General features: G+C 68.1%; 19 protein-coding genes. 12 read left to right on the forward strand and 7 right to left on the reverse strand.

The window, feature by feature from the left end:
* Positions 1-21: 21 nt before the first annotated feature.
* Positions 22-996, reverse strand: a complete 975-nt coding sequence (gene dmeF, locus AC5P8J_RS17250; protein WP_021204444.1) for a CDF family Co(II)/Ni(II) efflux transporter DmeF — start codon at positions 994-996, stop codon at positions 22-24.
* A gap of 48 nt (positions 997-1,044) precedes the next feature.
* On the opposite strand from dmeF, the gene AC5P8J_RS17255 reads away from it, so the two are divergent.
* Positions 1,045-1,329 (forward strand): metal/formaldehyde-sensitive transcriptional repressor, encoded by a 285-nt coding sequence (locus AC5P8J_RS17255; RefSeq protein ID WP_227853691.1) that lies wholly within the window; start codon positions 1,045-1,047, stop codon positions 1,327-1,329.
* Positions 1,330-1,424: 95 nt separating this feature from the next.
* Here the strand turns inward: AC5P8J_RS17255 and AC5P8J_RS17260 are convergent, their stop codons facing one another.
* Positions 1,425-1,799, reverse strand: a complete 375-nt coding sequence (locus tag AC5P8J_RS17260) for a MerC domain-containing protein (protein WP_021204442.1) — start codon at positions 1,797-1,799, stop codon at positions 1,425-1,427.
* A gap of 70 nt (positions 1,800-1,869) precedes the next feature.
* Between AC5P8J_RS17260 and AC5P8J_RS17265 the strand changes: the two genes are divergently transcribed.
* On the forward strand, positions 1,870-3,195 hold the full coding sequence (locus tag AC5P8J_RS17265) for a GTP-binding protein (protein ID WP_495216997.1): 1,326 nt from the start codon (positions 1,870-1,872) through the stop codon (positions 3,193-3,195).
* A 175-nt stretch (positions 3,196-3,370) separates the two neighbouring features.
* Here the strand turns inward: AC5P8J_RS17265 and AC5P8J_RS17270 are convergent, their stop codons facing one another.
* Together AC5P8J_RS17270 and AC5P8J_RS17275 are read right to left on the reverse strand one after the other, a co-directional pair.
* Entirely contained in the window at positions 3,371-4,978 is a 1,608-nt protein-coding gene (locus AC5P8J_RS17270; protein ID WP_495216998.1) for an ATP-binding cassette domain-containing protein, read from the reverse strand.
* A gap of 264 nt (positions 4,979-5,242) precedes the next feature.
* A complete protein-coding gene (locus AC5P8J_RS17275; protein ID WP_111102282.1) occupies positions 5,243-6,142 on the reverse strand; it encodes a LysR family transcriptional regulator in 900 nt (299 codons plus the stop codon).
* A gap of 227 nt (positions 6,143-6,369) precedes the next feature.
* Between AC5P8J_RS17275 and AC5P8J_RS17280 the strand changes: the two genes are divergently transcribed.
* Together AC5P8J_RS17280 and AC5P8J_RS17285 are read left to right on the forward strand one after the other, a co-directional pair.
* A complete protein-coding gene (locus AC5P8J_RS17280; RefSeq protein ID WP_227853688.1) occupies positions 6,370-7,548 on the forward strand; it encodes a serine hydrolase domain-containing protein in 1,179 nt (392 codons plus the stop codon).
* Positions 7,545-8,729 (forward strand): MFS transporter, encoded by a 1,185-nt coding sequence (locus tag AC5P8J_RS17285; protein ID WP_227853687.1) that lies wholly within the window; start codon positions 7,545-7,547, stop codon positions 8,727-8,729. Before AC5P8J_RS17280 ends, AC5P8J_RS17285 begins: the two co-directional genes overlap by 4 nt.
* A 173-nt stretch (positions 8,730-8,902) precedes the next feature.
* Here the strand turns inward: AC5P8J_RS17285 and AC5P8J_RS17290 are convergent, their stop codons facing one another.
* On the reverse strand, positions 8,903-10,519 hold the full coding sequence (locus tag AC5P8J_RS17290; protein WP_227853686.1) for an EAL domain-containing protein: 1,617 nt from the start codon (positions 10,517-10,519) through the stop codon (positions 8,903-8,905).
* Positions 10,520-10,748: 229 nt separating this feature from the next.
* Between AC5P8J_RS17290 and cycA the strand changes: the two genes are divergently transcribed.
* Both cycA and AC5P8J_RS17300 read left to right on the forward strand, forming a co-directional pair.
* Positions 10,749-12,122: a D-serine/D-alanine/glycine transporter gene (gene cycA / locus AC5P8J_RS17295; RefSeq protein WP_021204435.1), complete on the forward strand. Its 1,374-nt coding sequence runs from the start codon at positions 10,749-10,751 to the stop codon at positions 12,120-12,122.
* A gap of 229 nt (positions 12,123-12,351) precedes the next feature.
* The gene (locus AC5P8J_RS17300; protein WP_227853685.1) at positions 12,352-13,128 is read left to right on the forward strand and encodes a lytic transglycosylase domain-containing protein; all 777 of its coding nucleotides are present in this window, start codon (positions 12,352-12,354) and stop codon (positions 13,126-13,128) included.
* A 48-nt stretch (positions 13,129-13,176) separates the two neighbouring features.
* Here AC5P8J_RS17300 and AC5P8J_RS17305 read toward each other — a convergent pair whose 3' ends face one another.
* The gene (locus AC5P8J_RS17305; RefSeq protein WP_495214075.1) at positions 13,177-14,697 is read right to left on the reverse strand and encodes a tetratricopeptide repeat protein; all 1,521 of its coding nucleotides are present in this window, start codon (positions 14,695-14,697) and stop codon (positions 13,177-13,179) included.
* Positions 14,698-14,862: 165 nt separating this feature from the next.
* On the opposite strand from AC5P8J_RS17305, the gene AC5P8J_RS17310 reads away from it, so the two are divergent.
* Positions 14,863-16,944 carry an NHL repeat-containing protein gene (locus AC5P8J_RS17310; protein WP_188250009.1) on the forward strand — a complete coding sequence of 694 codons (2,082 nt, stop codon included), beginning with the start codon at positions 14,863-14,865 and terminating at the stop codon, positions 16,942-16,944.
* Here AC5P8J_RS17310 and AC5P8J_RS17315 read toward each other — a convergent pair.
* The gene (locus AC5P8J_RS17315; RefSeq protein WP_180832584.1) at positions 16,922-17,335 is read right to left on the reverse strand and encodes a YciI family protein; all 414 of its coding nucleotides are present in this window, start codon (positions 17,333-17,335) and stop codon (positions 16,922-16,924) included. The genes AC5P8J_RS17310 and AC5P8J_RS17315 overlap by 23 nt on opposite strands.
* An 802-nt stretch (positions 17,336-18,137) precedes the next feature.
* Here AC5P8J_RS17315 and AC5P8J_RS17320 point away from each other — a divergent pair.
* From AC5P8J_RS17320 to AC5P8J_RS17340, 5 genes are all read left to right on the forward strand, one after another.
* The gene (locus AC5P8J_RS17320) at positions 18,138-18,551 is read left to right on the forward strand and encodes a YciI family protein (RefSeq protein ID WP_053500761.1); all 414 of its coding nucleotides are present in this window, start codon (positions 18,138-18,140) and stop codon (positions 18,549-18,551) included.
* A gap of 67 nt (positions 18,552-18,618) precedes the next feature.
* Positions 18,619-19,041, forward strand: coding sequence for a VOC family protein (locus tag AC5P8J_RS17325; protein WP_494540093.1), 423 nt, complete (start codon positions 18,619-18,621; stop codon positions 19,039-19,041).
* Between the two features lie 40 nt (positions 19,042-19,081).
* On the forward strand, positions 19,082-19,492 hold the full coding sequence (locus AC5P8J_RS17330; protein ID WP_010484146.1) for a VOC family protein: 411 nt from the start codon (positions 19,082-19,084) through the stop codon (positions 19,490-19,492).
* A gap of 24 nt (positions 19,493-19,516) precedes the next feature.
* Positions 19,517-19,873 carry a DUF1428 domain-containing protein gene (locus AC5P8J_RS17335; protein WP_057502328.1) on the forward strand — a complete coding sequence of 119 codons (357 nt, stop codon included), beginning with the start codon at positions 19,517-19,519 and terminating at the stop codon, positions 19,871-19,873.
* A gap of 45 nt (positions 19,874-19,918) precedes the next feature.
* Entirely contained in the window at positions 19,919-21,181 is a 1,263-nt protein-coding gene (locus tag AC5P8J_RS17340; protein WP_494540092.1) for an RNA polymerase sigma factor, read from the forward strand.
* The last annotated feature ends 45 nt before the right edge of the window (positions 21,182-21,226 follow it).

The raw sequence follows: 21,226 nt of genomic DNA on the forward strand, positions 1-21,226 counted from the left end.
GGCCGGCACTACCCGCGTGGATCATGTGCTGCGGTGGATCTCCACGGTGACATGCACCAGCTCCTCATGGATCGCCAGCGCGTTGCGCAGGGTATCGGCATCCAGCGTGGCGTCGCTGGTGACCACGCTGGCGCTGACCGCGTACTTGCCGCGACCCACCTGCCAGACGTGCAGGTCGGCCAGGCGCGCCGGCCACGGGCCCTGTTCGATCACTTCGCGTACTTCGGCCACCACCGGAGCGTCCATCTGCGCGTCGAGCAGGATGCGGCCGCTGTCGCGCAGCAGGCCCACCGCCCACACCGTGACCAGCACGGCGCCGACCAGGCCCATCACCGGGTCCAGCCAGGTCAGGCCCAGCAGCTTGCCGCCGAGCAGGGCGATGATGGCCAGCACCGAGGTGGCGGCGTCGGCCAGCACGTGCACATAGGCCGAGCGCAGGTTGAGGTCGTGACTGTGCGCATGGCCGTGATCGTGGTGTTCGTGGTCATGCCCGTGATGATGGCCATGGTCATGCCCGTGGTGGTGATGCGCGTGGCCCGGGCTGTCGTGCAGCCACCATGCACAGAGCAGGTTCACGCCCAGGCCTACCGCAGCGATGGCGATGGCTTCGTTGTAGTGGATCGGCGCCGGTACCCACAGCCGCTCCAGCGACTGCACGGCCATCAGCGCGGCCACGCCGAGCAGAGCGATGGCGCTGGTATAGCCGGCCAGAATCTCGATCTTCCAGGTGCCGAAGGCGAAGCGCGGGTCGTGCGCGTAGCGGCGTGCGCAGCGGTACGCAAACACCGAGAGCCCGAGCGCCAGCGCATGCGAACTCATGTGCCAGCCGTCGGCGAGCACGGCCATGGAGTTGAACCACCAGCCGCCGACGATCTCCACGACCATCATGCTGACGGTGAGCCACAGGGCGCGGCGGGTATTGCGTTCGGCCAGCGGGTTGCCGTCGTCGAAGCGGTGTTCGTGGCGACGGGCGGCGGCGAGGGCGTCCAAGTGCATGGGGGCGGGAGCTGGAGTGGATACCCCCATAGGGTATATGATCCCGCCATGGCGCACGTACACAAAAATCGTAAGCAGCTGCTGACCCGGGTGCGCCGCATCGGCGGCCAGGTGGCGGCGTTGGAGCAGGCGCTGGACCAGCCCGAGGGTAAGGCCGGCGACTGTGCGGACGTGCTGGTGCAGGTTGCCGCCGTGCGCGGTGCCGCCCACAGCCTGCTGATGGAGCTGCTGCACGAGCACCTGCAGGAACACGTGGTGGGCGCCGAAGACCCGCAGCAGCGGGCGGCCGAGGCCGAGGTGCTGGTCGAGCTGCTGCGCCGCTACGGCAAATAGGCCGAGGGGCGGTAGAGTCGACTGTCAGTCGACTGCTCTTCGTACAACCAACGAAAGACCCCGCGCTTCGCGCGATAGTCGACTAACAGTCGACTCTACCCCCCGTGGCGGTGCCGCGCGTTCCAGATGTGCGTGGCGGCCAGCAGCAGGCTGCCGGTGACCGTCATCGGTGTTTCCCAGTCGTGCGAGGGCAGCGCAAGCGCGCCGGCCAGCAGCAGGCCGAGCCCGGCGCCGGCGGTGGCCCAGGCCAGCACGGGGAGGCGACGGCGACGCTCGGCCCGCCACAGCGCGTAGCCGGTCAGCGGCAGGGCGATGGCCACGAACAGCAAGTGCACCCATTCCGCCTCGGCCCACGCGCCGAACAGCGGCAACGCGGCGGCCAGCAGCGGCAGCGCCAGGCAGTGCAGCAGGCACAGGCTGGACAGGGCGACAGCGCCGGCATCGAGCAGGGCGGCAGACGGCGACTTCATCGGGGGAGGCTCCTTGCGCGACAGATGTTATACAGTAACATTTCCGTTCCGCAGCCAACCCCGCTCCGACATGAACACTGTTTCCCGCGCCGACCGTCGCCTTCCGGTCACCGTGCTGTCCGGCTTCCTCGGGGCCGGCAAGACCACCCTGCTCAACCAGATCCTGCGCAACCGCGCGGGCCTGCGTGTGGCGGTCATCGTCAACGACATGAGCGAGGTCAACATCGATGCGCAGCTGGTACGCGAGGGCGGCGCCGAACTGCGCCGCACCGAGGAGACGCTGGTGGAATTCAGCAATGGCTGCATCTGCTGCACGCTGCGCGATGACCTGCTGCAGGAATGCCGGCGCCTGGCCGACGCCGGCCGCTACGACTACCTGCTGATCGAGTCGACCGGCATCGGCGAGCCGATGCCGGTGGCAGCCACCTTCGCCGTACGCGACGAGCATGGCTTCAGCCTGAGCGACATCGCGCGCCTGGACACGATGGTGACGGTGGTGGATGGCAGCGCGTTCCTCGCCGACTTCGGCTCGACGTTGCGCCTGGCCGAGCGTGGCCAGCAGGCCGGGCCGGATGATGATCGCGGCGTGGTCGACCTGCTGTGTGAGCAGGTCGAGTTCGCCGATGTGATCGTGGTCAGCAAGGTCGATCAGACGGAAGATGACTTGCTGCAGGACACGCTGGCCGTGCTGCGCGGCCTGAACCGCGACGCGAAGCTGCTGCTGTCCCGCTTCGGTGACGTGCCACTGGCCGAGCTGCTGGACACCGGCTGCTTCGACTACGAGCGTGCGCAACGTGCGCCGGGCTGGGTGAAGGAACTGCGTGGCGAGCATACGCCGGAGACCGAAGAGTACGGCATCGGCAGCTTCGTCTACCGCTCGCGGCGACCGTTCCATCCCGCCCGCTTCGCCCGCGCGCTGCAGTCGGGCATGCCTGGCGTGATCCGCAGCAAGGGCTGGTTCTGGCTGGCCAACCGCATGGACTGGGTGGGCGAACTGAACACCGTGGGCGCAGCGACGCGCACGCAGGCGGCGGGGTTCTGGTACGCCGCGCGTGATCGCGTGCGCGCTGGGCTGGAGGACACCGCGCCATTGCTGCCGCCCACGCCGCTGCCGTACAGCGACCTCGGCTGGGCGCGGCAGCAGGCCGATTGCTGGAGCGCACCGTTGCCGGGGCCGGAGGACTTCCCGGATGCGGCCGCGCATTCGGCGATGCAGCGCCTGTGGCATCCGTTGTGGGGGGATCGCCGCCAGGAGCTGGTGGTGATCGGCGTGCACATGGATGAGCGCGCGGTGCGAGCGGAGCTGGACGCGTGCCTGCTCAACGATCAGGAACTGCGTGCGGGGCCGTTGCTGTGGCAGCAGTTGCCGCAGGCGTTCCCGGTGTGGAAGCGGTGAGCGAACGGCTCCAGTAGATTCACGCCATGCGTGGATGGTGGTTCAACCGGTCTTTGCCCGCCTTGTAGAGCCGAGCCCACGCTCGGCTGCAATTGCAGTGGTTCCACGCCATGCGTGATGCGTCAGCCGAGCGTGGGCTCGGCTCTACAGAATCGAACCCACGCATGGCGTGGATCTACAACGCATCGCGCCATTGCCAGGCGTCGGAGGTGACTCGCAGTACCCGCGTCGGTCGCAATGCCTGCAGCAGGTACCGGTCGTGGCTGACCATCACCAGTGCGCCCGGCCACGCCGCAAGCAATTCTTCCAACGCCTGCAATGCGCTCAGATCCAGCGCATTGCCCGGCTCGTCCAGCAGCAACAGCTGCGGTGCGGGATCGGCATACAGCACGCTGGCCAGCGCGCCTTTCACCCGTTCGCCATCGCTGAGGCTGTGGGCCGCCCGCTGGATGCGCTGTGCATCCAGCCCGAGCAGGGCCAGCCGCGTGCGCAGTTCGCCGGGGGCCGCGCGCGGGTTGGCGGCCTGCACGGTGTCGAGGATGCTGCGCTCGCCGGACAGCCCCAGCAGCTGCTGGTCGAGCAGGGCCAGGGGCGCATGCCGTTGCACGATGCCGCTGCGCGCAGGCAACTGGCCGGCCAGCACGCGCAGCAGAGTGGATTTTCCAGCACCGTTGTCGCCGATCACGGCGATGCGTTGCCCGCGGCGGATCTCCAGCTGCAACGGCGCACTGCAGCCATGCGGCAGCACCAGGGATTCGGCCTGCAGCAGACGCGTGCTGCCACGTTCGCCTGCGACGGCAAACAGCGCCAGCTCTGGCGCCACATGCACCGCCGATGCCGCTGCGCGCAGCTGCTCTGCGCTGGCCTGCAGGCGTTCGGCCTGTACCAGCTGCGCGCGGCCGTGGCTGGCCTCGGCGCGCTGCTTCTGCCGGCCGAGAAGGATGGGGGCCTGGTTGGCCTGCTTCGCATCGCGATTGCCACGCGCCTGGCGTTGTTGTTGCCGTTCGTGCTGTTCGCGCGCGCTGCGTTGCTGCTGCCGGTGCTGGGCGCGCGCATGGTCGAGCTGGGCGACGGCAGCTTCGCGCTCGGCGGCGCGCGCATCGGCGTAGTGCTGCCACGGTCCGCCGTAACGATGCAGCCCGCGCCCATCGACCTCGACGATCTGCTGCATGTGCCCAAGCAGCTCGCGATCATGACTGACCGCCAGCAGGCCACCGCGCCACTGCTGCAACTGCTCGTACAGCTGTTGGCGATGGCGTGCATCCAGGTGGTTGCTGGGTTCGTCCAGGATCAGCCAATCGGCACCGCTGGCCCAGGCACCGGACAGCGCCACCTGCATCGCCTGGCCACCGCTGAGACGCGCGGCAGGCTGGGCGGGGTCGAGGTCATCGGGCAGCCCGAGCATCTGCCATTGCTGCTGCAGGCATTCGCGCAGATCCCAGCGGTCGCCGATGCAGGCGAAGTCGGCCTCATCCACGCTGCCGGCCTCGATGCGTTGCAACGCGGCCAGTTCCGCGCCGACGCCGGCCAGTTCACCAACCGTGCCGACGGGTGGATAACCGGGCGTCGGCAACAGGAACACCCGGCCACTGCCGCGTACCTGGCCGCTGTCGGGCAGCAGCCGGCCAGCCAGCAGGCGTGCCAGCACACTCTTGCCGGCGCCATTGGCACCGACCAGGCCGGTAGCAACCGGTTCGAAGGAAAACGTCAGATCGGAAAACAGCAGGCGGCCGTCGGCCAATCGATACGACACGCGATCGAGCGTGAGGGAATGCGGGGTCATGCGACCTCCATGGATGCCGGGTTCTCCCCTGCGCGCAGGGGGCGGGAAGAGTCAGGCCGTCTGGTGGGAAGACGGCGGCATCAATGGCGCATTGGTCGCGAGCCTCTGGGAGGAATGAGCGGTCAGTATAGCGGCAGTGGCTGAATGGTCAGGTGTGCGGCCGCCGGGCATGGCCCGGCGCTACCGATGGTCGGGCGGTTCTGTAGAGCCGAGCCGATGCTCGGCTTCCTTTCGCCGCGAGACGCATCCACGCATGGCGTGGATCTACGGCACGGTACCCAGGCGGTCGTTGACGAAGTCGATGAACACCCGCAGCTTCGGCAGTACGTGTCGGCCCGACGGCCACAGCAGATGGAAGGTGCCGCAGGAATGCACGTGTTCGTCCAGCACCGTGACCAGGCGGCCGTCGGCCAGGGCATCGCGCACCGAGTGCACCGGCACGAAGGCCAGGCCGATATCGCGCAGTGCGAGCGCCACCCGCGCTTCGATGGTGTTGGCCACCATGTGCACCGGAAGCTCCTGCGGCGTTTCATCGTCGGGCCAGTGGATCGGCCACGGTTCCAGCTTGCCGGTGGTGGGGAAGCGATAGTGCAGCAGCGTGTGCTGCATCAAGCCTGCCGGCGTGCGCGGAACGCCGCAGCGCTGCAGGTAGCCCGACGAGGCAACGACGCGGCGCGGGAACACACCCAGGCGCCGTGCGTTCATGCGTGAGTCGCTGGGTTCGCCGACGCGCAGCACCGCATCGAAGCCCTCCTCGATGACATCAACCAGGCGGTCACTGAAGTCCAGGTCCAGGCGGATATCCGGGTACGCCGCCATGAATTCGGCCATCAACGGCAGGGTGAGGTCGCCAACCAGGGGCAGGCTGATGCGCAGGGTGCCACGGGGCGAGGCGTGCGGTTGTGCCAGCTCGGTGCGCGCGGCATCGCGCTCGTCCAGGATGCGCCGGCAGCGCGCCAGGAACAGCTGGCCCTCGGCGGTGAGGGTGATGCTGCGCGTGCTGCGATGGAACAGCCGTACGCCCAGCGCGTGCTCCAGCCGTGCCACGCACTTGCCCGCTGCCGAGGCGGAAATACCCTGCAGGCGTCCGGTCTCGACGAAGCTGCGGGTGTCGGCCGCGTGCACGAAGGTCTGCAGGTTGGCGAGGTTGTCCAGGACTGACATGGGCGTGCGGGCAATGAAAGCGGCAGGGTAGGTTGCGTGAACGTAGCGGGCGGCACCGCCATCGCAACACTGTGATGCGCGGTGGCGTGGGGACGGTTGCGGCCATGCAGCTCCGGCAATCATGCCGATTGCGGACTGGACGGTCCATGATGCCCGGAGCGGCAACCGGCTTTTTGCGCGGCCACCCGCTGCCTAACGTGGCGGGCCTCTCCCCACGGACCATCGCGATGAATGCTGTTCCTTCCCTTGCCCCTGCGCCGACGCTGCCTTCAGTGGAGCGGCTGCTGAAGCAGGTCCACCCGCAGCGCCTGGTCGGCGCGGTGGTGCTGGTGCGCGAGCACGGCGTACTGCGCCATGCCAGCGCGACCGGGCTGGCCGATCGTGAATCGGTCACGCCGATGCAGCGCGACCAGCTGTTCCGGCTGGCGTCGGTGAGCAAGCCGCTGCTGAGCACGGTGATCCTGCGCCTGGTGGCCGAGGGTGTGCTCGACCTGGACACATCGGTACAGCGCTGGCTGCCGGATTTCCGCCCGGCGTTGGCCGATGGCACTGCGCCGCCGATCAGCCTGCGCCAGCTGCTCAGCCACAGCAGCGGGCTGGGCTACCGCTTCCTCGAAGCCGATGTGGACGGCCCCTATGCGCGCGCCGGGGTCAGCGATGGCCTGGACGCGAACCCGCTCTCGCTGGCCGAGAACGTGCGCCGCATCGCGCAGGCACCGCTGCTGTTCGCGCCGGGCAGCCACTGGCTGTACTCGCTGGGCGTGGACGTTGCCGGTGCCGTGGCTGAAGCAGCGACCGGTGAATGCCTGCAGGCACTGTTCGAGCGCTTGCTGGCCGCACCCCTGGGCCTGCGTGACACCGCCTTCGCTGCGCGCAACGCGGCACGGCTGGCCACGCCCTATGTGAGCGACACACCGCAGCCGCACCGCCTGCGCGAAGGCGAGGTGGTCGCTCCGTTCGAGGGTACTGTCGGTATCGAGTACAGCCTCGCGCGCGCCACCGATGCCAGCCGTTTCCCTTCGGCCGGGGCAGGCCTGGTCGGCAGCGCCGATGAAGTGATGGCGGTGCTGGAGGCCTTGCGTGATGTGCAGCGTTCAGGCCTGTTGCCGCCGGCACTGGCAGCGGAGATGGCCAGCCCGCAGGTGGGCGAACAGGGGCCGCCGGAACCGGCCGGCTGGGGCTTCGGCCTTGGCTTTGCGGTGCTGCGCGATGCGGCCGCCAGCGGTACGCCGCAGAGCGCAGGCACATGGCGTTGGGGCGGCGCCTACGGGCACAGCTGGTTTGTCGATCCTGCGCGTGGGCTCAGCGTGGTGGCGCTGACCAACACCCTGTACGAAGGCATGGATGGCGCCTTCGTCGATGAGCTGCGTGATGCGGTCTACGCCGATCTGGAGGCCGCCCGATGAGCGGCCATGCCATCGATGCGGCTGGCCCGGCCGGTGAAGCCACGCGCCTGCCGTGGACGGGGCTGCTGGCGCTGGCCGGCGGCGGTTTCATCACCCTGCTGACCGAGACCCTGCCGGCGGGCGTCCTGCGGCCGATGGGCGAAGGCCTGGGCGTGAGCGATGCGGCGGTGGGCCAGCTCGTCAGCGTGTACGCACTGGGCTCGGTGATGGCCGCATTGCCGATGACTGCGTTGACCCAGCGCCTGCCGCGACGCGCCTTGTTGCTGGCCGCCATTGCCGGCTTCGTGGTGGTCAATACGCTGACCGCAGTGAGCAGCAGCTATCCACTGATCCTGGCCGCACGTTTCCTGGCCGGGGTGAGTGGTGGCCTGTTGTGGTCGCTGGTGGCCGGCTATGCGGCGCGCATGGTGGTGCCCTCGCTGCAGGGCCGGGCAATTGCGGTGGCGATGGTCGGATCGCCGTTGGCGCTGTCGCTGGGCGTACCGGCGGGCACGTTGCTGGGGCAGCAGCTCGGCTGGCGCTGGGCATTCGCCCTGATGAGCGTGCTGGCCGTGGTGCTGCTTGCCTACGCACGCTGGGCTCTGCCCGCGCTGCCGGCGGCGGCAGCCGGCCGGCGCACCTCGCTGGCGACGGTGTGGCGCATGCCCGGCGTGCGCAGCGCGCTGGCGGTAATGGTGCTGTACGTGCTGGCGCACAACGTGCTCTACACCTACATCGAACCGCTGGCGGTGGAGGCGGGGGCCGGCCCGTGGCTGGACCGCCTGCTGCTGGCCTTCGGGCTGGCGGCCATTGCCGGTATCGGTATCGCTGGCTGGGGTGTGGATCGCCACCTGCGCACGCTGGTGTGGGCGGCCGTGATCGGCTTCATCGTGCCGGTGCTCGCGCTGCTGCTGTGGCCGGGCGAAGCGACCGCGCTGCTGCTGGCGACCATGCTGTGGGGCGTGGCCTTCGGCGCGGTGCCTACGTTGTTCCAGACCGCATTGGCACGGCGTGCCGGTGCCGCCGCAGATCTGGCGCAGTCGATGCTGGTGACCGGCTGGAACCTGGCCATTGCTGCCGGTGGCGTTGCAGGGGGTGTGCTGCTGCAGGCGGGCGGCCCGAACCAGTTGGGATGGCTGCCGTTGCTGCTGCTGGCGGTGAGCGTGGCGTGGTTGCTGGCACGGCCGAAGGCCTGGGCGTAGGCGGCGAGTCAGTGATGGCGCGGTGCCGGCCAGCGGCCCGCACTACCGTGGTCCCCGCCATCCACGCATGGCGTGGATCTACCGAGCGCAGCGCCTCCTGCGCGACCCATCCACCCGGCCCCAACTGATGGATTCACCGGGCGCGACCACGAGGGGCTCCGCCGTTCGCCGCCTTACTCCACGCCCTCACGCTCGATCGGCACACTGCGCGGATTCTGCATGTGCTCCCGCGCCGCGCCATAGCGCTGCTGCCGCTTGTGGTGGAACACCACGAACTCGTCCCGTGGCAGCGGCCGCGAGAACAGCCAGCCCTGCGCGAACTCGACCTTGCGCGCATGCAGATATGCCAACTGCGCCTCGGTCTCCACGCCCTCGGCCACCACCCACAGGCCCAGCTCCTTGGCCATGTCGATGATGTGCGGCGTCACCGGGCTCGTCGCGCTCTCGGTGTCGATCGCATCGATGAACGACTTGTCGATCTTCAGCGCGTCCAGCGGCAGCTGCTCCAGGTACTGCAGGCTGGAGAAGCCGACTCCGAAATCATCGATGGCCACGCTGTGGCCGGCGCGACGTGCCTGCGCCAGCATCGTGCGGGCGCGGTCCAGATCGAGGAAGCCGCGCTCGGTGGCTTCCATCCAGATCTGCTGCGGCAGGATGCCGCTGCCGGTCATGTGCTTGGAGATCATCTTCAGCGCACGGCCGCTGCTGATGTCTTCGGCGGCCAGGTTGATCGCGATGTGTGCGCTGCGGTCGGCGACCAACAGATCGCGCATGTCGCGCACGACGTTCTCAATCACCAGATCGGTGATCGCGCCGATCATGCCGGCCTCTTCGGCCAGCGGAATGAACAGGTCCGGCCGTACCTGCGTGCCATCCGGGCGCTGCCAGCGCACCAGGGCCTCGGCGCCGACGCAGATGCCGGTATCCAGCTCGATGATCGGCTGGTAGTGCAGGTACAGCTCGCGGCGGCGGATCGCCGTGGCCAGTTCGCCGCGCAGGGACAGGCGGCGACGCGACAGCCACACCACCAGGCCGGCACCGGCAGCGGCCAGCAGAACGCCGATCGGCACGAACAGCCACGCCTGCTGGCGGAAGGTTGCAGCCAGCGCGGTACGCGGCGTGGTTGCGATCGCCAGCCACTCTTCATTGCGGGCGGTGGCGTACAGGGTGTTGTGGTCCAGGCCTTCCTCGGGCGCACGCAGCAGGGTCTCCAGCAACGCGGGATCCATGCCGCTCTGCCTGGCCAGGAGGCGGCCATCCGGGCTGGCCAGGGCAAGGCGCACGTTCGGGTCGGCGATGACATCGACAAACCGGCGCGGATCGACCAGGACGTCGTAGTTGCCATACAGGATCGACAGCACCTGGCGCCGTCCGCTTGCCTCGGGGCGCACATCCACGGCAATGCCGGCGCCATCACTGGTGACGTGGTCGGCCCTGGGCTGGTTCACGTCGGACAGAAACGGCCCCCACGACGTGCAGCGCAGCTTGCCACCCTCGAAGTAGCCCATCTGGTCAACCGACGGCGAGGTCATCACCAGCGTCTGCATGCGCCGGATATGGTCCGGCCCGCAGGCGTCCTGGGCGCCGGCCTCGGCCGACTGCAGCGCCGCCAGTGCTTCCCGGTAGGACTGGTCGGCGCGGCGCAGGGTACGACCGGCGATATCGCGCAGGCGCTGCTGCTCGACATTGACGGCCCGGTCCCAGGTGGCATAGGCCATCACCGCGATCGGCACGGCTGCGGCCAGAATCGCCAGCGCCGTGCCACCGATGATCACGCGCAGCCGGCTCATGGCCGGGGCTCCAGCGGGGTGGGCAGGGCAGGGCACATGGGCGGGCCGATCCTTGGGCAGGAACGGCTATCTGAGCATGGCGCAGGGCCGGGCGGAATGGGATCAATCCGGTATTCGGTCACATTGTGATGAAAGCGGCCAAGTTTGACGTGATTGATCCGTCCGATGCTGGCGCTCCGGGCGCTGGAGGACTACCGTCGAACGCTTCGCCGCCCTCTTGCCCGCGCCCATGACCGAGCCCGCAACGCCCCCCGAGCACCTGCGCCGCAGCCTTTCCAACCGCCACCTGCAACTGATCGCCATCGGCGGTGCCATCGGCACCGGCCTGTTCATGGGCTCGGGCAAGACCATCAGCCTGGCCGGACCCTCCATCGTCTTCGTCTACCTGATCATCGGCGCGATGCTGTTCTTCGTGATGCGCGCGATGGGCGAGCTGCTGCTGTCGAATCTGCAGTACAAGTCCTTCATCGATTTCTCCACGGATCTGCTCGGCCCATGGGCCGGGTTCTTCTGTGGATGGACATACTGGTTCTGCTGGATCGTGACCGCCATCGCCGATGTGATCGCCATTGCCGCCTATGCGCAGTTCTGGTTCCCCGGGCTGGATGCGTGGATACCGGCGCTGGCCTGCGTGCTGCTGTTGCTGGCACTGAACCTGGTGACCGTGAAGCTGTTCGGCGAGATGGAGTTCTGGTTTGCGCTGATCAAGATCGTGGCGATCTGTGCGCTGATCATCACCGGCGCCGGGCTGGTGGCCTGGGGCTTCACCTCGCCCAGTGGCCACACCGCGTCGCTGTCGAACCTGTGGAATGACGGCGGCCTGTTCCCGATGGGCCTGGTCGGCTTCTTCGCCGGTTTCCAGATTGCGGTGTTCGCCTTCGTCGGCATCGAGCTGGTCGGCACCACCGCCGCCGAGACCGCCGACCCCGAGCGCAACCTGCCCAAGGCGATCAACTCGATTCCGGTACGCATCATCATCTTCTACGTGCTGGCGCTGATTGCGATCATGGCCGTCACCCCGTGGCGCCAGGTGGTGCCGGACAAGAGCCCGTTCGTGCAGCTGTTCGTGCTGGCCGGCATTCCTGCCGCCGCCAGCCTGATCAACTTCGTGGTGCTGACTTCGGCCACGTCCTCGGCCAACAGCGGCATCTTCTCCACCAGTCGCATGCTGTACGGCCTTGCCGAGGAAGGCCACGCACCGCGGGGGCTGTCGAAGTTGTCGCGCGCTGCCGTGCCTGCCCGTGGCCTGCTGTTCTCGTGCCTGTGCCTGCTGGGTGGCACGCTGCTGATCTACCTGATTCCGAACCTGGTGACTGCTTTCACCCTGGTGACGACGCTGGCGACGGTGCTGTTCATCTTCGTGTGGTCGCTGATCCTGGTGGCCTACATGGCCTATCGCCGCCGCTACCCGGAACGCCACGCTGCGTCGATCTTCAAGATGCCCGGCGGCGTCGCCATGTGCTGGGCCTGCCTGGTGTTCTTCGCCGCGGTGCTGGTGCTGCTGAGCCTGCAGGCTGACACCCGCCAGGCGCTGATCGCCAGCCCGGTGTGGTTCGTGCTGCTGGGCGTGGGGTACCGGGTGCGTCTCAGAACGGTGAAATGACCGGGAATGCGGGGTTTCGGCAACGCCGGAAATCGAGAACGTCGGAAATCGGTAGAGTCGACTGTTAGTCGACTGCTCTTCCATGGGCTTTCGGAAAACCCCGCGCTGCGCGCGATAGTCGACTGACAGTCGACTCTACCGCTGCGGGCGCCGGCGCAAGTGCAGGGTGCAGCCCTGCCGACCCCCATTCACCCAACATTCGCGGGCGCGGCCGGATGATCCGGCCGCCATGTCCCGTCGCCCTCTCCTGCTTGTGCTGTTGCTGCTGCCCAGCCTGTGGCCCGGGCTGGCCGCCGCACGCACCGTCTACCGCTGTGTGCAGGGCAACACCGTCAGCCTGGCCACCGCGCCGGAACCGGGTTCGCGCTGTAGCCCGAAGGAAATCGACGACAACGCCATCCAGGCCCCGAACCTGTGGGGCAACATGGGCGTGTTCAGCGGCGTACTGTACGAGCGCGAGCAGGATGGCGTGCTGGTCTACTCCACCCGCAACCTGCCCGGCTCGCGGGTATTCCTGAAGTTCACCGTGGCCACGCCGCCGGGCGAGCCTGCCCACGAAGGCCTGGGCAAGGTGGGCAAGCCGCAGCTGGCGCAGCACGCCAGGCAGTTCAAGGCCGCGGCCAAGGCCACGGGCGTCGACGATGCCTGGCTGCGCGCAATCGCCCATGCCGAAAGCAATTTCGATCCGCTGGCGGTGTCCAGCAAGGGCGCACAGGGCGTGATGCAGTTGATGCCGGAGACCGCACAGGAATATGGCGTGCGCGATCCGTTTTCGCCGCAGCAGTCGATCGAGGGCGGCGCGCGGTACATGCGCGCGCTGCTGCGCCGTTACAACGGCGATCGCCCGTTGGCGGCGGCTGCCTACAACGCGGGCATCGGTGCAGTCACCCGCTACAAGGGCGTGCCGCCCTACGCCGAAACCCTGGCCTATGTGGACAAGGTGATGGCGCTGTACGCGCGCTACCGCGAAGCGATGGGCATCCGCACCGAAGTGCCAGCCCGCTAGGCGGGAGGTGTAGTGCCGAGCCCACGCTCGGCTCCACAGGAAATCGGCTCAGCGCGAGGTGGACGTGCTGACCAGGTTGTAGCGCTCGATGCGGCCGACGCGTGCCACCTCGGCCTGCACGTCGGCACGCTGCTTCAGCACACGCCAGGCGGCATCGATCTTCACGTCGCCGGGCAGCGACGGATAGGTGCGCATGTCCTGCAGGGAGGCCAGTGCCTCGCCGCGCTCAACCGGTGAGCGCAGCTGTTCGATCAGCACCGCAGCGGCCGCGTCCAGATTGCCTTCCTCCAGCAGCATCTCGCGCTGGAACAGGCGCGCGTCATCGCCCTGGGCCAGGATGGCTGCGCGCGCGGCCTGTTCGGTCTTGGCATCGCCACGTTCACGGGCGGCAACGAACTGCAGCAGTGCCTGGGCCGCCTTGCCGTAACCGGCCAGGCCCGGCATGTCATTCACCGCGACAGCAGCGTCCTGAATGCGGCCCAGCGAACTGAGCAAGAACCCGACGTTGAACTGGTGCTCGGCACCATCCGGGCCCAGCGCACCGATGCGTGCGGCCAGCCTGGCTGTGGACAGCGCATCATCGTTACGGCCCAACCGGCGCAGCGCCATAAGCCGGCTGTTGAGCAGCCACGCCACCCATTCGGCTTCCGTCGCCGAGGGCGACTCACCTTCGGCCGCCGCACCGGCCATGCCATCGGTCAGCGCAAGCACCTCCTCGTTGCGGTCCAGCATCAGCAGCGTGCTGCTGAACTCGGCCATGCGTGCGTCCAGCGCCCGGTCGAGCAGGCCGGAAACCCGCAGTTCGTCGAGGTGCTTCTGTGCAGCCTGCACTGGGTCGAAGCGGGCATCGTCGCGGTCGACATAGCGATCAAACCGCTTGTCACTGCGCAGGCGGATGATCTCGGCGGGGCCGGTGATGCGCGCCAACGTGGCCGGGATGTCGTCGCCCCGGCCATTGTCGGCCTGCAGTGTTGCCAGTGCCAGCCACAGTCCGGTGGGTTCCAGGCCGCCGCTCTTCCAGCCGTTGTCGAACAGCGCCTGCAGCAGTTCCATGCGCTGCTGGGGCTGGTCCCGCAGGCGGAACTGCAGGTAGTTGATCGCGTGGTGGTCCACCGGCAACGGCGCCTCGGCATGCTTCAGCGCCTGCACCAGGTGCTTCGTGGCAGGTGCCGGTTGGTTCTCGGACAGTTCCACCGAGACCAGGGTCAGCAGGATCTGCGCGTCGTCCGGCAGTGCTTCCTGTGCGCGCTGCAGGTAGCGGCGGGCCTGGTCCGGCTTCTTCTGCACCATCGCGGTCCAGCCGGCCACCTGCGCGGCGCGGCCGCGATGTTCGGCATCGAAGTCATCCAGCATCGGATCTTCCATCAGCCGTTCCATCGCGATCAGCGCGCCCAGCGTGTTGCCACTGCGTGACTGCTGGATGGCCTCATCCCAGCGCGTGGCATAGGCCATGTGCATCACATCGGCGGTGATTGACGGCTTCTGCGGCGCCACCGTGATCGAAGCGGTGGCGTATGTGCTGGCCAATGCGGCGGCCAGCAGGGCAGCAAGGGGGAGGATGCGGGGCATGGAGGATCTCCATCCGTGGGAACCGCATTGAACCTGCTGGGGCTGGTGAGAACAAGCGTGGCGCATGGAACTCTGGTATCCGGCAGTACGATTGGCCTTGGCGCATGCGGTGCCCAGCGTCTATTGTCGGTGCCTCTTCAGGCAGCAGGCAGGCAGCGCAGCGCGATGGCACGGTGGCAATGGATGGCGGCAGGCGTAGCGTTGGCGACGGTAGTGGCATTGGCTGCGACCTGGTGGGAGACACCGCTGCACACGTTGGCTGAACCGGCGGGCCCGGCTCCAACGCCACTGGCGTGGACCGCACAGATCGAGCCGCTGGCCGGCGATGGCCACCCCGGTGACCGCGACGGCGCGTCCGGGCAGGCACGCTTCGCCGATCCCTATGCGTTGCTGCGCAGTGCCGATGGCAGTGTCTATTTCACTGATGCCGGTGATAACAACCGGATCCGTCGCCGCCTGCCCGATGGCCGCGTCGAAACGGTGGCCGGGCAGGGCGAGGGGCGCGTTGATGGCCCGGCACTGCAGGCCAGTTTCAATACGCCTTCGGGCATTGCCGCCGACGCGCAGGGCAACCTGTATGTGGCCGACACCGGCAACCATGCGATCCGCCGTATCGGCACCGATGGCCAGGTGACCACGCTGGCCGGTGGCGAACAGGGCCACGTTGATGGACCTGCCGCGCAGGCGCGCTTCGATGCGCCGATGGGCATCGCAGTGGATGCGCAGGGCCAGGTCTACGTGGCCGATACCTTCAATGACCGCATCCGGGTGATCGGTACCGATGGCAACGTGCGCACCCTGGCCGGTGGCGATCGGCCGGGCCTGGCCGATGGCACGGGCGCCGCTGCGCGCTTCGATACGCCGGTGGCACTGGCCTTCGATGCGCAGGGCGTGTTGCTGGTGGCCGACCTGTTCAACAACGCGGTGCGCCGCGTCGGCATGGATGGCACGGTCAGCACCGTGGTGGGTGGTGGGGGCGTGATCAATGGCCCGCTGTCGCTGGCCACCACCCACGATGGCGTGCTGTACGTGGGCGACATGGATGGCCGCATCGTGCAGGTGACGCCGCAGGGCCACCAGATCGCGCTGGTCGGCAACGGTCGACTGCCGCGCCTGGCCCGTCCCAGCGGACTGGCTTTGGATGCCGATGGCAGCGTGCTGGTGGCCGACGCCGCAGGCTACCGTCTGCATCGCCTGCGGCCGCTGCCGGTGGGCGAACTGCCTGCGCCGGCACTGGTCGGCCCGGCAGCCGATGCCGCGTTGCCGAAGACGGGCGGCCGTTGGCCGCTGGCGCCGCAGGATGGCTGGCACGAAGTGGTCGGCACGCTGGGAGAGGTGCGCGGCAACTTCAGCGGCGAGAGCCGCCATCACCTGCATGGGGGCTTCGACGTGCGCGGTGATGTGGGCCAGACCGTGCTGGCGATTGCCGATGGCAAGATCAGCAGCCCGATGGCGGCCTGGAGCCTGGGCGAGCAGGCCGAGGGCCTGGCCGTGGATCGCCTCAAGTACATCCACATGCGGGTGGGCCGCACCCCACGCAATGAACCGTTCGATGCGCGCTGGCAGGCGCTGTACGACGAGCAGGGCAAGCTGGAGCGGATGCGCGTGCGGCGCGGCATGCGCATTCACGTCGGCGATCGCCTGGGTAGCATCAACAACCAGGCGCATGTGCACCTGGCCGTCGGCACCGGTGGTTTCGAGACCAACGCCGTGGCACTGGGCTTCCAGAACTACGCCGACCACTTCGCACCGCGCATCACCGATGTGGCGTTGCTGGACGACAACGACCAGCCGATGGCGGCAGGCAGCGATGGCGTGGTGATGGTGGCGCGCCAGGGACGCGGTGTGCAGATCGTGGTCGAAGCCTGGGACCAGGTCGACAACAACCTGCCGCGGCGGCGCCTGGGCATGTACCAGGTGGGTTACCAGATTCTCGATGCGGGCGGCCAGCCGCTGCAGGGCTACGAGCAGCCACGCTGGAACATCGTGTTCAACCGCATGCCGCCGCAGCGGGAAGCGGTGCGCGTGGCCTACGCACCGGACAGCGGCATCACCGTGCATGGCAGCGCGGTAACCCGGTTCCGCTACCTGGCCACCAACACCGTGCGTGATGGCCTGATGGAAACCGGGCGCTGGCAGCCGGCGGCGTTGCCGCCGGGCGAGTACATCGTGCGTGCCAGCGTGCGCGACTACAGCGGCAACGAAGGCGTCGGCCCGCGCGAGATCAGGGTACGGCTGCTGCCATAGCCGCAGCCGCAGCCGGCGCGCCGCAGCGTTCGCGCTCGGCGTCCATGTCTTCCAGCGGCCGCACTTCGATGCTGCCGAAGCGTGCCCAAGGGAAGTCGCGGGCGATGCGCATGGCTTCGTCGCGGTCGCGGGCGACGATCAGGTTGAAGCCGGCCAGCAGTTCGCGGGTTTCGGCGAAGGGGCCATCCAGTACGCGGCTGTGGCCATCACGCACGCGCAGGGTCTGCGCGGTGTCGACCGGCTGCAGCTTCTGCGCGGCCAGCAGCGTGCCTTCGGCCTGCAGCTTGTCGGCATGGGCCAGGCAGTCGCGCATCAGCGCGTTGAATTCTTCGATGGGCAGGGCCTGCAGCAGGGCAGGCTCGATGTAGATCAGGAGCAGGTACTGCTGCATGGCGCGGTCCTGGCGGGGGCGGGGTGCCCATGATGGCGCAGGTCTGCGCGTGGGCATGTTGCAGCGCGGGAGGCGCGCCTTCGGCGAGGGTCGGCGAACGGCGGAGCCCCTCCGTGGTGGGTTGGGTTGGTCGCTGAAAGCTGGCTTCCTGCGGGTGGGCCGGGCGGGTGGGATTGGCGGGGACGCCGTGAATCCATCCCTGGAGGCTTAGTTGCGCCATCCATGGCGCGGATACCCCGCCAACCCCACCCGCCCGGCCCCAGACAGATTCCGGTTGCCGATCCACCACGGGAAATCACAAGCAAGAGCAAAAGCGGGTCGCTTCGCTCGCAAAGCCGCGGCCGCCAGCCAACCGCCGTTGCTGTTGCCTTTGCTTCTGCCTTTTCTCTTGATCTTCCCGTGGTGTGCGACGGTGACAGGAAACTGTCAAAGGCCGGGTGGGTAGGCGGGGCGGGGGTGCCCGCGGCATGGGCCCGAGGCAAGCCTCGGGCGGGTTGGGCACGATGCCCAACCCCGGTCTTGCCGTGTGCGCAGGACAGCGCACACGAGCAAGCCGCGGTCAAGCCCCCAGGGACGGGTTTACGGCGTCCCCCGACCCGTCTACCCACCCGGCAAAGCCCATGAACCCAGCTTTCAGCGACCAACCCAACCCACCACGGAGGGGCTCCGCCGTTCGCCGACTCCCGCCGAAGGCGCGCCTTCCACGGAAGAAAAAATTTCCAACAGACGTGTCGATTCCCAGCCCCCTGGTTCGTTGTACCCGGTGAAGGGCACGCATCACGCGTCCCCACGGGAGACTGCAATGAAAGTGATGGTGATCGTGAAGGCCAACGCCGACTCCGAAGCCGGCCGCATGCCCAGCGAACAGGAACTGTCCGAAATGGGCGCCTTCAACGAACAGCTCGTGGCCGCCGGCATCATGCTGGCCGGTGAAGGCCTGCACGCCACCCAGCGCGGCCGTCGCATTCATTTCGGCGGCGGGGCACCCAAGGTCGAGGCCGGTCCGTTCGGTCCTGCCAGCGAACAGATCGCCGGCTTCTGGTTGTGGGAGGTGCGGTCGCTGGACGAGGCCGTTGAATGGGCCAGCCGTGCGCCGTTCGGCGAGGGAGGCACGCTGGAACTGCGTCCCCTGATCTCCGCAGAAGACTTCGGTGAAGCCTTCACCCCCGAATTACAGCAGCAGGAACAGCGTCTGCGTGCACAGCTGGAAGGTTGACCCGATTCCTCTCCCTGCCGGGCAGGACCCGGCACTACTGCCCTGAACCGCACAACGGAGTATTGCCATGAAACTGATTCCCTTCCTCGGCTTCAGCGGCCAGGCCCACGATGCGATGGCGTTCTACGCCAAGGCACTCGGTGCCCAGGTCACCTCGGAAATGAAGTACCGCGACATGCCGCCCTCCGATGGGTCGCCCGGCTGCAACGAGATGCCGCCGGAAACCCTCGACCACGTTGCGCACAGCCAGCTGGAGATCGGCAACGCCATCATGATGGCGGCCGATGGCCCCGGCGGTGGCGAGGGCGGCTCGACCACCATCAATGTCGACGTCGACAGCATCGAAGAAGCCGAACGCGTGTTCGCTGCGCTGGCCGAAGGTGGCCAGGTGCAGATGCCGATCGCCGAAACGTTCTGGGCGCACCGCTGGGGCATGCTGATTGATCGCTACGGCAAGCCGTGGATGGTCAATTGCATGAAGCAGCCCTGATCCCTCCCTCTTTCCTCTTCATCCACAAGGAGCGTTACCAATGAGTGCACCACAACCGCAGATGATCTTCGTCAACCTGCCCGTGCAGGATCTGGAGAAGTCCAAGGCGTTCTTCACCGCCCTGGGCTACAGCTTCAATCCAACCTATACCAATGACGATGCGGCTGGCATGGTCATCAGCGAGAGCATCTACGTGATGCTGCTGACCCAACCTTTTTTCCAGCAGTTCACCAACAAGCCGATTGCCGATGCGCGCACCCACACGGAAGTGATCAATGCGCTCTCGGCGCCCAGTCGCGAGGCCGTTGATGTGCTGGTGGACAAGGCACTGGCCGCCGGCGCCAGCGAGCCGCAGCCGGCGCGCGACCTGGGCTTCATGTACCAGCGTGGCTTCCAGGACCTGGATGGCCATCTCTGGGAAATCGCACACATGGACGGCGAGCCGGGCTGACGGCCGCCGCAAGGGAGAACCCTCATTGCTTACGTGGATGCTTACGTGCTGCCGTGCCCGCAGGACAAGGTGGCGGCCTACCGCCGCCTTGCCCGCAAGGCCGGCGCGGTGTGGAAGGACCATGGCGCGCTGCAGTACATGGAGTGCGTGGCCGACGACGTGGAACCGGGCAAAAGCACGTCATTCCCGCGCGCGGTGAAAGCCAGGCCCGGTGAAACGGTGATCGTCGCCTTCGTGGTGTTCCGCTCGCGTGTGGCACGCGACCGCATCAACGCCAGAGTGATGGCTGACCCGCGGCTGGCGTCGCTGGGCCCGAAGGACATGCCGTTCGATACCAAGCGCATGTTCTGGGGCGGCTTCAAGCCCATCGTCGAAGCGTGAGCCATGGCGCTTGTGCGGGCCGGGCGTGCGTGCTGTGATCGGCGCATGCTCGATCCCGCACTGACGCAGCGTCTGGAAACCCTCTGGCGGATGGAGTCGCCGGTGTTGATCGCGCGCCTGGCGCGGCTGCTCGGGGGCGATGTCGGCCGCGCCGAGGAGCTGGCCCAGGACACCTGGCTGGCCGCGCTGGAGCGCTGGCCGGAGCAGGGCATCCCGGACAATCCCGGAGCCTGGCTGATGACCACTGCGCGCAACCGTGCCATCGATGTGCTGCGCCAGCACCAGCGCGTGGCGCAGCAGCATGCGCAATGGGGTGAGGAACTGCATCCGGCACCCCTGCCAGCGCCGGATGACAGCCAGGCGCTGGAAGATGACCTGGGGGACGACCTGCTGCGCCTGATGTTCGTGGCCTGCCACCCGGTGTTGCCGGCCGATGCGCGGGTGGCACTGACCCTGCGCCTGCTCGGTGGCCTGACCACGACCGAGATCGCCCGCGCCTTCCTGCAGCCCGAGCCGACCATCGCCCAACGCATCGTGCGCGCCAAACGCACCCTGGCGCAGAAGCAGGTGCCCTATGAAGTGCCGCGCGCGGAGGCGATGCCCGAGCGGCTGGCTTCAGTGCTGGAGGCGATCTACCTGGTCTTCAACGAAGGCTATGCGGCCAGTGCCGGTGACGACTGGATGCGTCCGGCGCTGTGCGACGAGGCACTGCGACTCGCGCGCATTCTGGCGCACCGGCTGCCGGTGCCGCTGGTGCTGGGCCTGCTGGCGCTGATGGAGCTGCAGGCCTCGCGTGCCGCAGCACGGACCGATGCGCAGGGCGTGCCGGTGCTGCTGGACCAACAGAACCGCGCGCGCTGGGACTGGCTGCAGATTGAACGCGGGCAGCAGGTGCTGGCGCGCGCGCTGGCCGCCGGTGGCGGCGACGATCCCTATGTGCTGCAGGCGCGCATCGCAGCGTGCCATGCGGCGGCGCGGCGTCCCGAAGATACCGACTGGCCGCGCATCGCAACGCTCTATACGCAGCTGTTGCAGGTGCAGCCCTCGCCAGTTGTCGCATTGAACCGCGTGGTGGCGATACTGCGCAGCGACGGTGCCTTCGCGGCCTGGGCGCAGCTGCAGCCGTTGCTGGTGGACGCGCGACTGCGCGAGTACGCGCCGCTGCAGGTGGTGCACGGGGAACTACTACAGGCGTTGGGACGCGACTTGGACGCACGTCACGCTTTTGCGGAAGCCGCCAGACTCAGCCAGAACCAGGCAGAGCGCGGCCTGCTGCGGCAACGGGCTGGTCTGCCTCCCGCGGAGTGACCCCGACGAAGGCAGCACTTGTCGGCAGCCCCGTGAGCCGTTATG

The sequence above is a fragment of the Stenotrophomonas sp. YJH_SMC_37 genome (assembly GCF_059370035.1).

Coding starts and splice junctions, on each gene's coding strand:
- AC5P8J_RS17285 (WP_227853687.1), top strand. CDS start 7,545: ATGAGCGGCCATGCCATCGATGCGGCTGGCCCGGCCGGTGAAGCCACG.
- AC5P8J_RS17340 (WP_494540092.1), top strand. CDS start 19,919: ATGCTCGATCCCGCACTGACGCAGCGTCTGGAAACCCTCTGGCGGATG.
- AC5P8J_RS17300 (WP_227853685.1), top strand. CDS start 12,352: ATGTCCCGTCGCCCTCTCCTGCTTGTGCTGTTGCTGCTGCCCAGCCTG.
- AC5P8J_RS17280 (WP_227853688.1), top strand. CDS start 6,370: ATGAATGCTGTTCCTTCCCTTGCCCCTGCGCCGACGCTGCCTTCAGTG.
- AC5P8J_RS17255 (WP_227853691.1), top strand. CDS start 1,045: ATGGCGCACGTACACAAAAATCGTAAGCAGCTGCTGACCCGGGTGCGC.
- AC5P8J_RS17315 (WP_180832584.1), bottom strand. CDS start 17,335: ATGCAGCAGTACCTGCTCCTGATCTACATCGAGCCTGCCCTGCTGCAG.
- AC5P8J_RS17270 (WP_495216998.1), bottom strand. CDS start 4,978: ATGACCCCGCATTCCCTCACGCTCGATCGCGTGTCGTATCGATTGGCC.
- AC5P8J_RS17305 (WP_495214075.1), bottom strand. CDS start 14,697: ATGCCCCGCATCCTCCCCCTTGCTGCCCTGCTGGCCGCCGCATTGGCC.
- AC5P8J_RS17325 (WP_494540093.1), top strand. CDS start 18,619: ATGAAACTGATTCCCTTCCTCGGCTTCAGCGGCCAGGCCCACGATGCG.
- dmeF (WP_021204444.1), bottom strand. CDS start 996: ATGCACTTGGACGCCCTCGCCGCCGCCCGTCGCCACGAACACCGCTTC.
- AC5P8J_RS17320 (WP_053500761.1), top strand. CDS start 18,138: ATGAAAGTGATGGTGATCGTGAAGGCCAACGCCGACTCCGAAGCCGGC.
- AC5P8J_RS17265 (WP_495216997.1), top strand. CDS start 1,870: ATGAACACTGTTTCCCGCGCCGACCGTCGCCTTCCGGTCACCGTGCTG.
- AC5P8J_RS17290 (WP_227853686.1), bottom strand. CDS start 10,519: ATGAGCCGGCTGCGCGTGATCATCGGTGGCACGGCGCTGGCGATTCTG.
- AC5P8J_RS17330 (WP_010484146.1), top strand. CDS start 19,082: ATGAGTGCACCACAACCGCAGATGATCTTCGTCAACCTGCCCGTGCAG.
- AC5P8J_RS17310 (WP_188250009.1), top strand. CDS start 14,863: ATGGCACGGTGGCAATGGATGGCGGCAGGCGTAGCGTTGGCGACGGTA.
- AC5P8J_RS17260 (WP_021204442.1), bottom strand. CDS start 1,799: ATGAAGTCGCCGTCTGCCGCCCTGCTCGATGCCGGCGCTGTCGCCCTG.
- AC5P8J_RS17275 (WP_111102282.1), bottom strand. CDS start 6,142: ATGTCAGTCCTGGACAACCTCGCCAACCTGCAGACCTTCGTGCACGCG.
- cycA (WP_021204435.1), top strand. CDS start 10,749: ATGACCGAGCCCGCAACGCCCCCCGAGCACCTGCGCCGCAGCCTTTCC.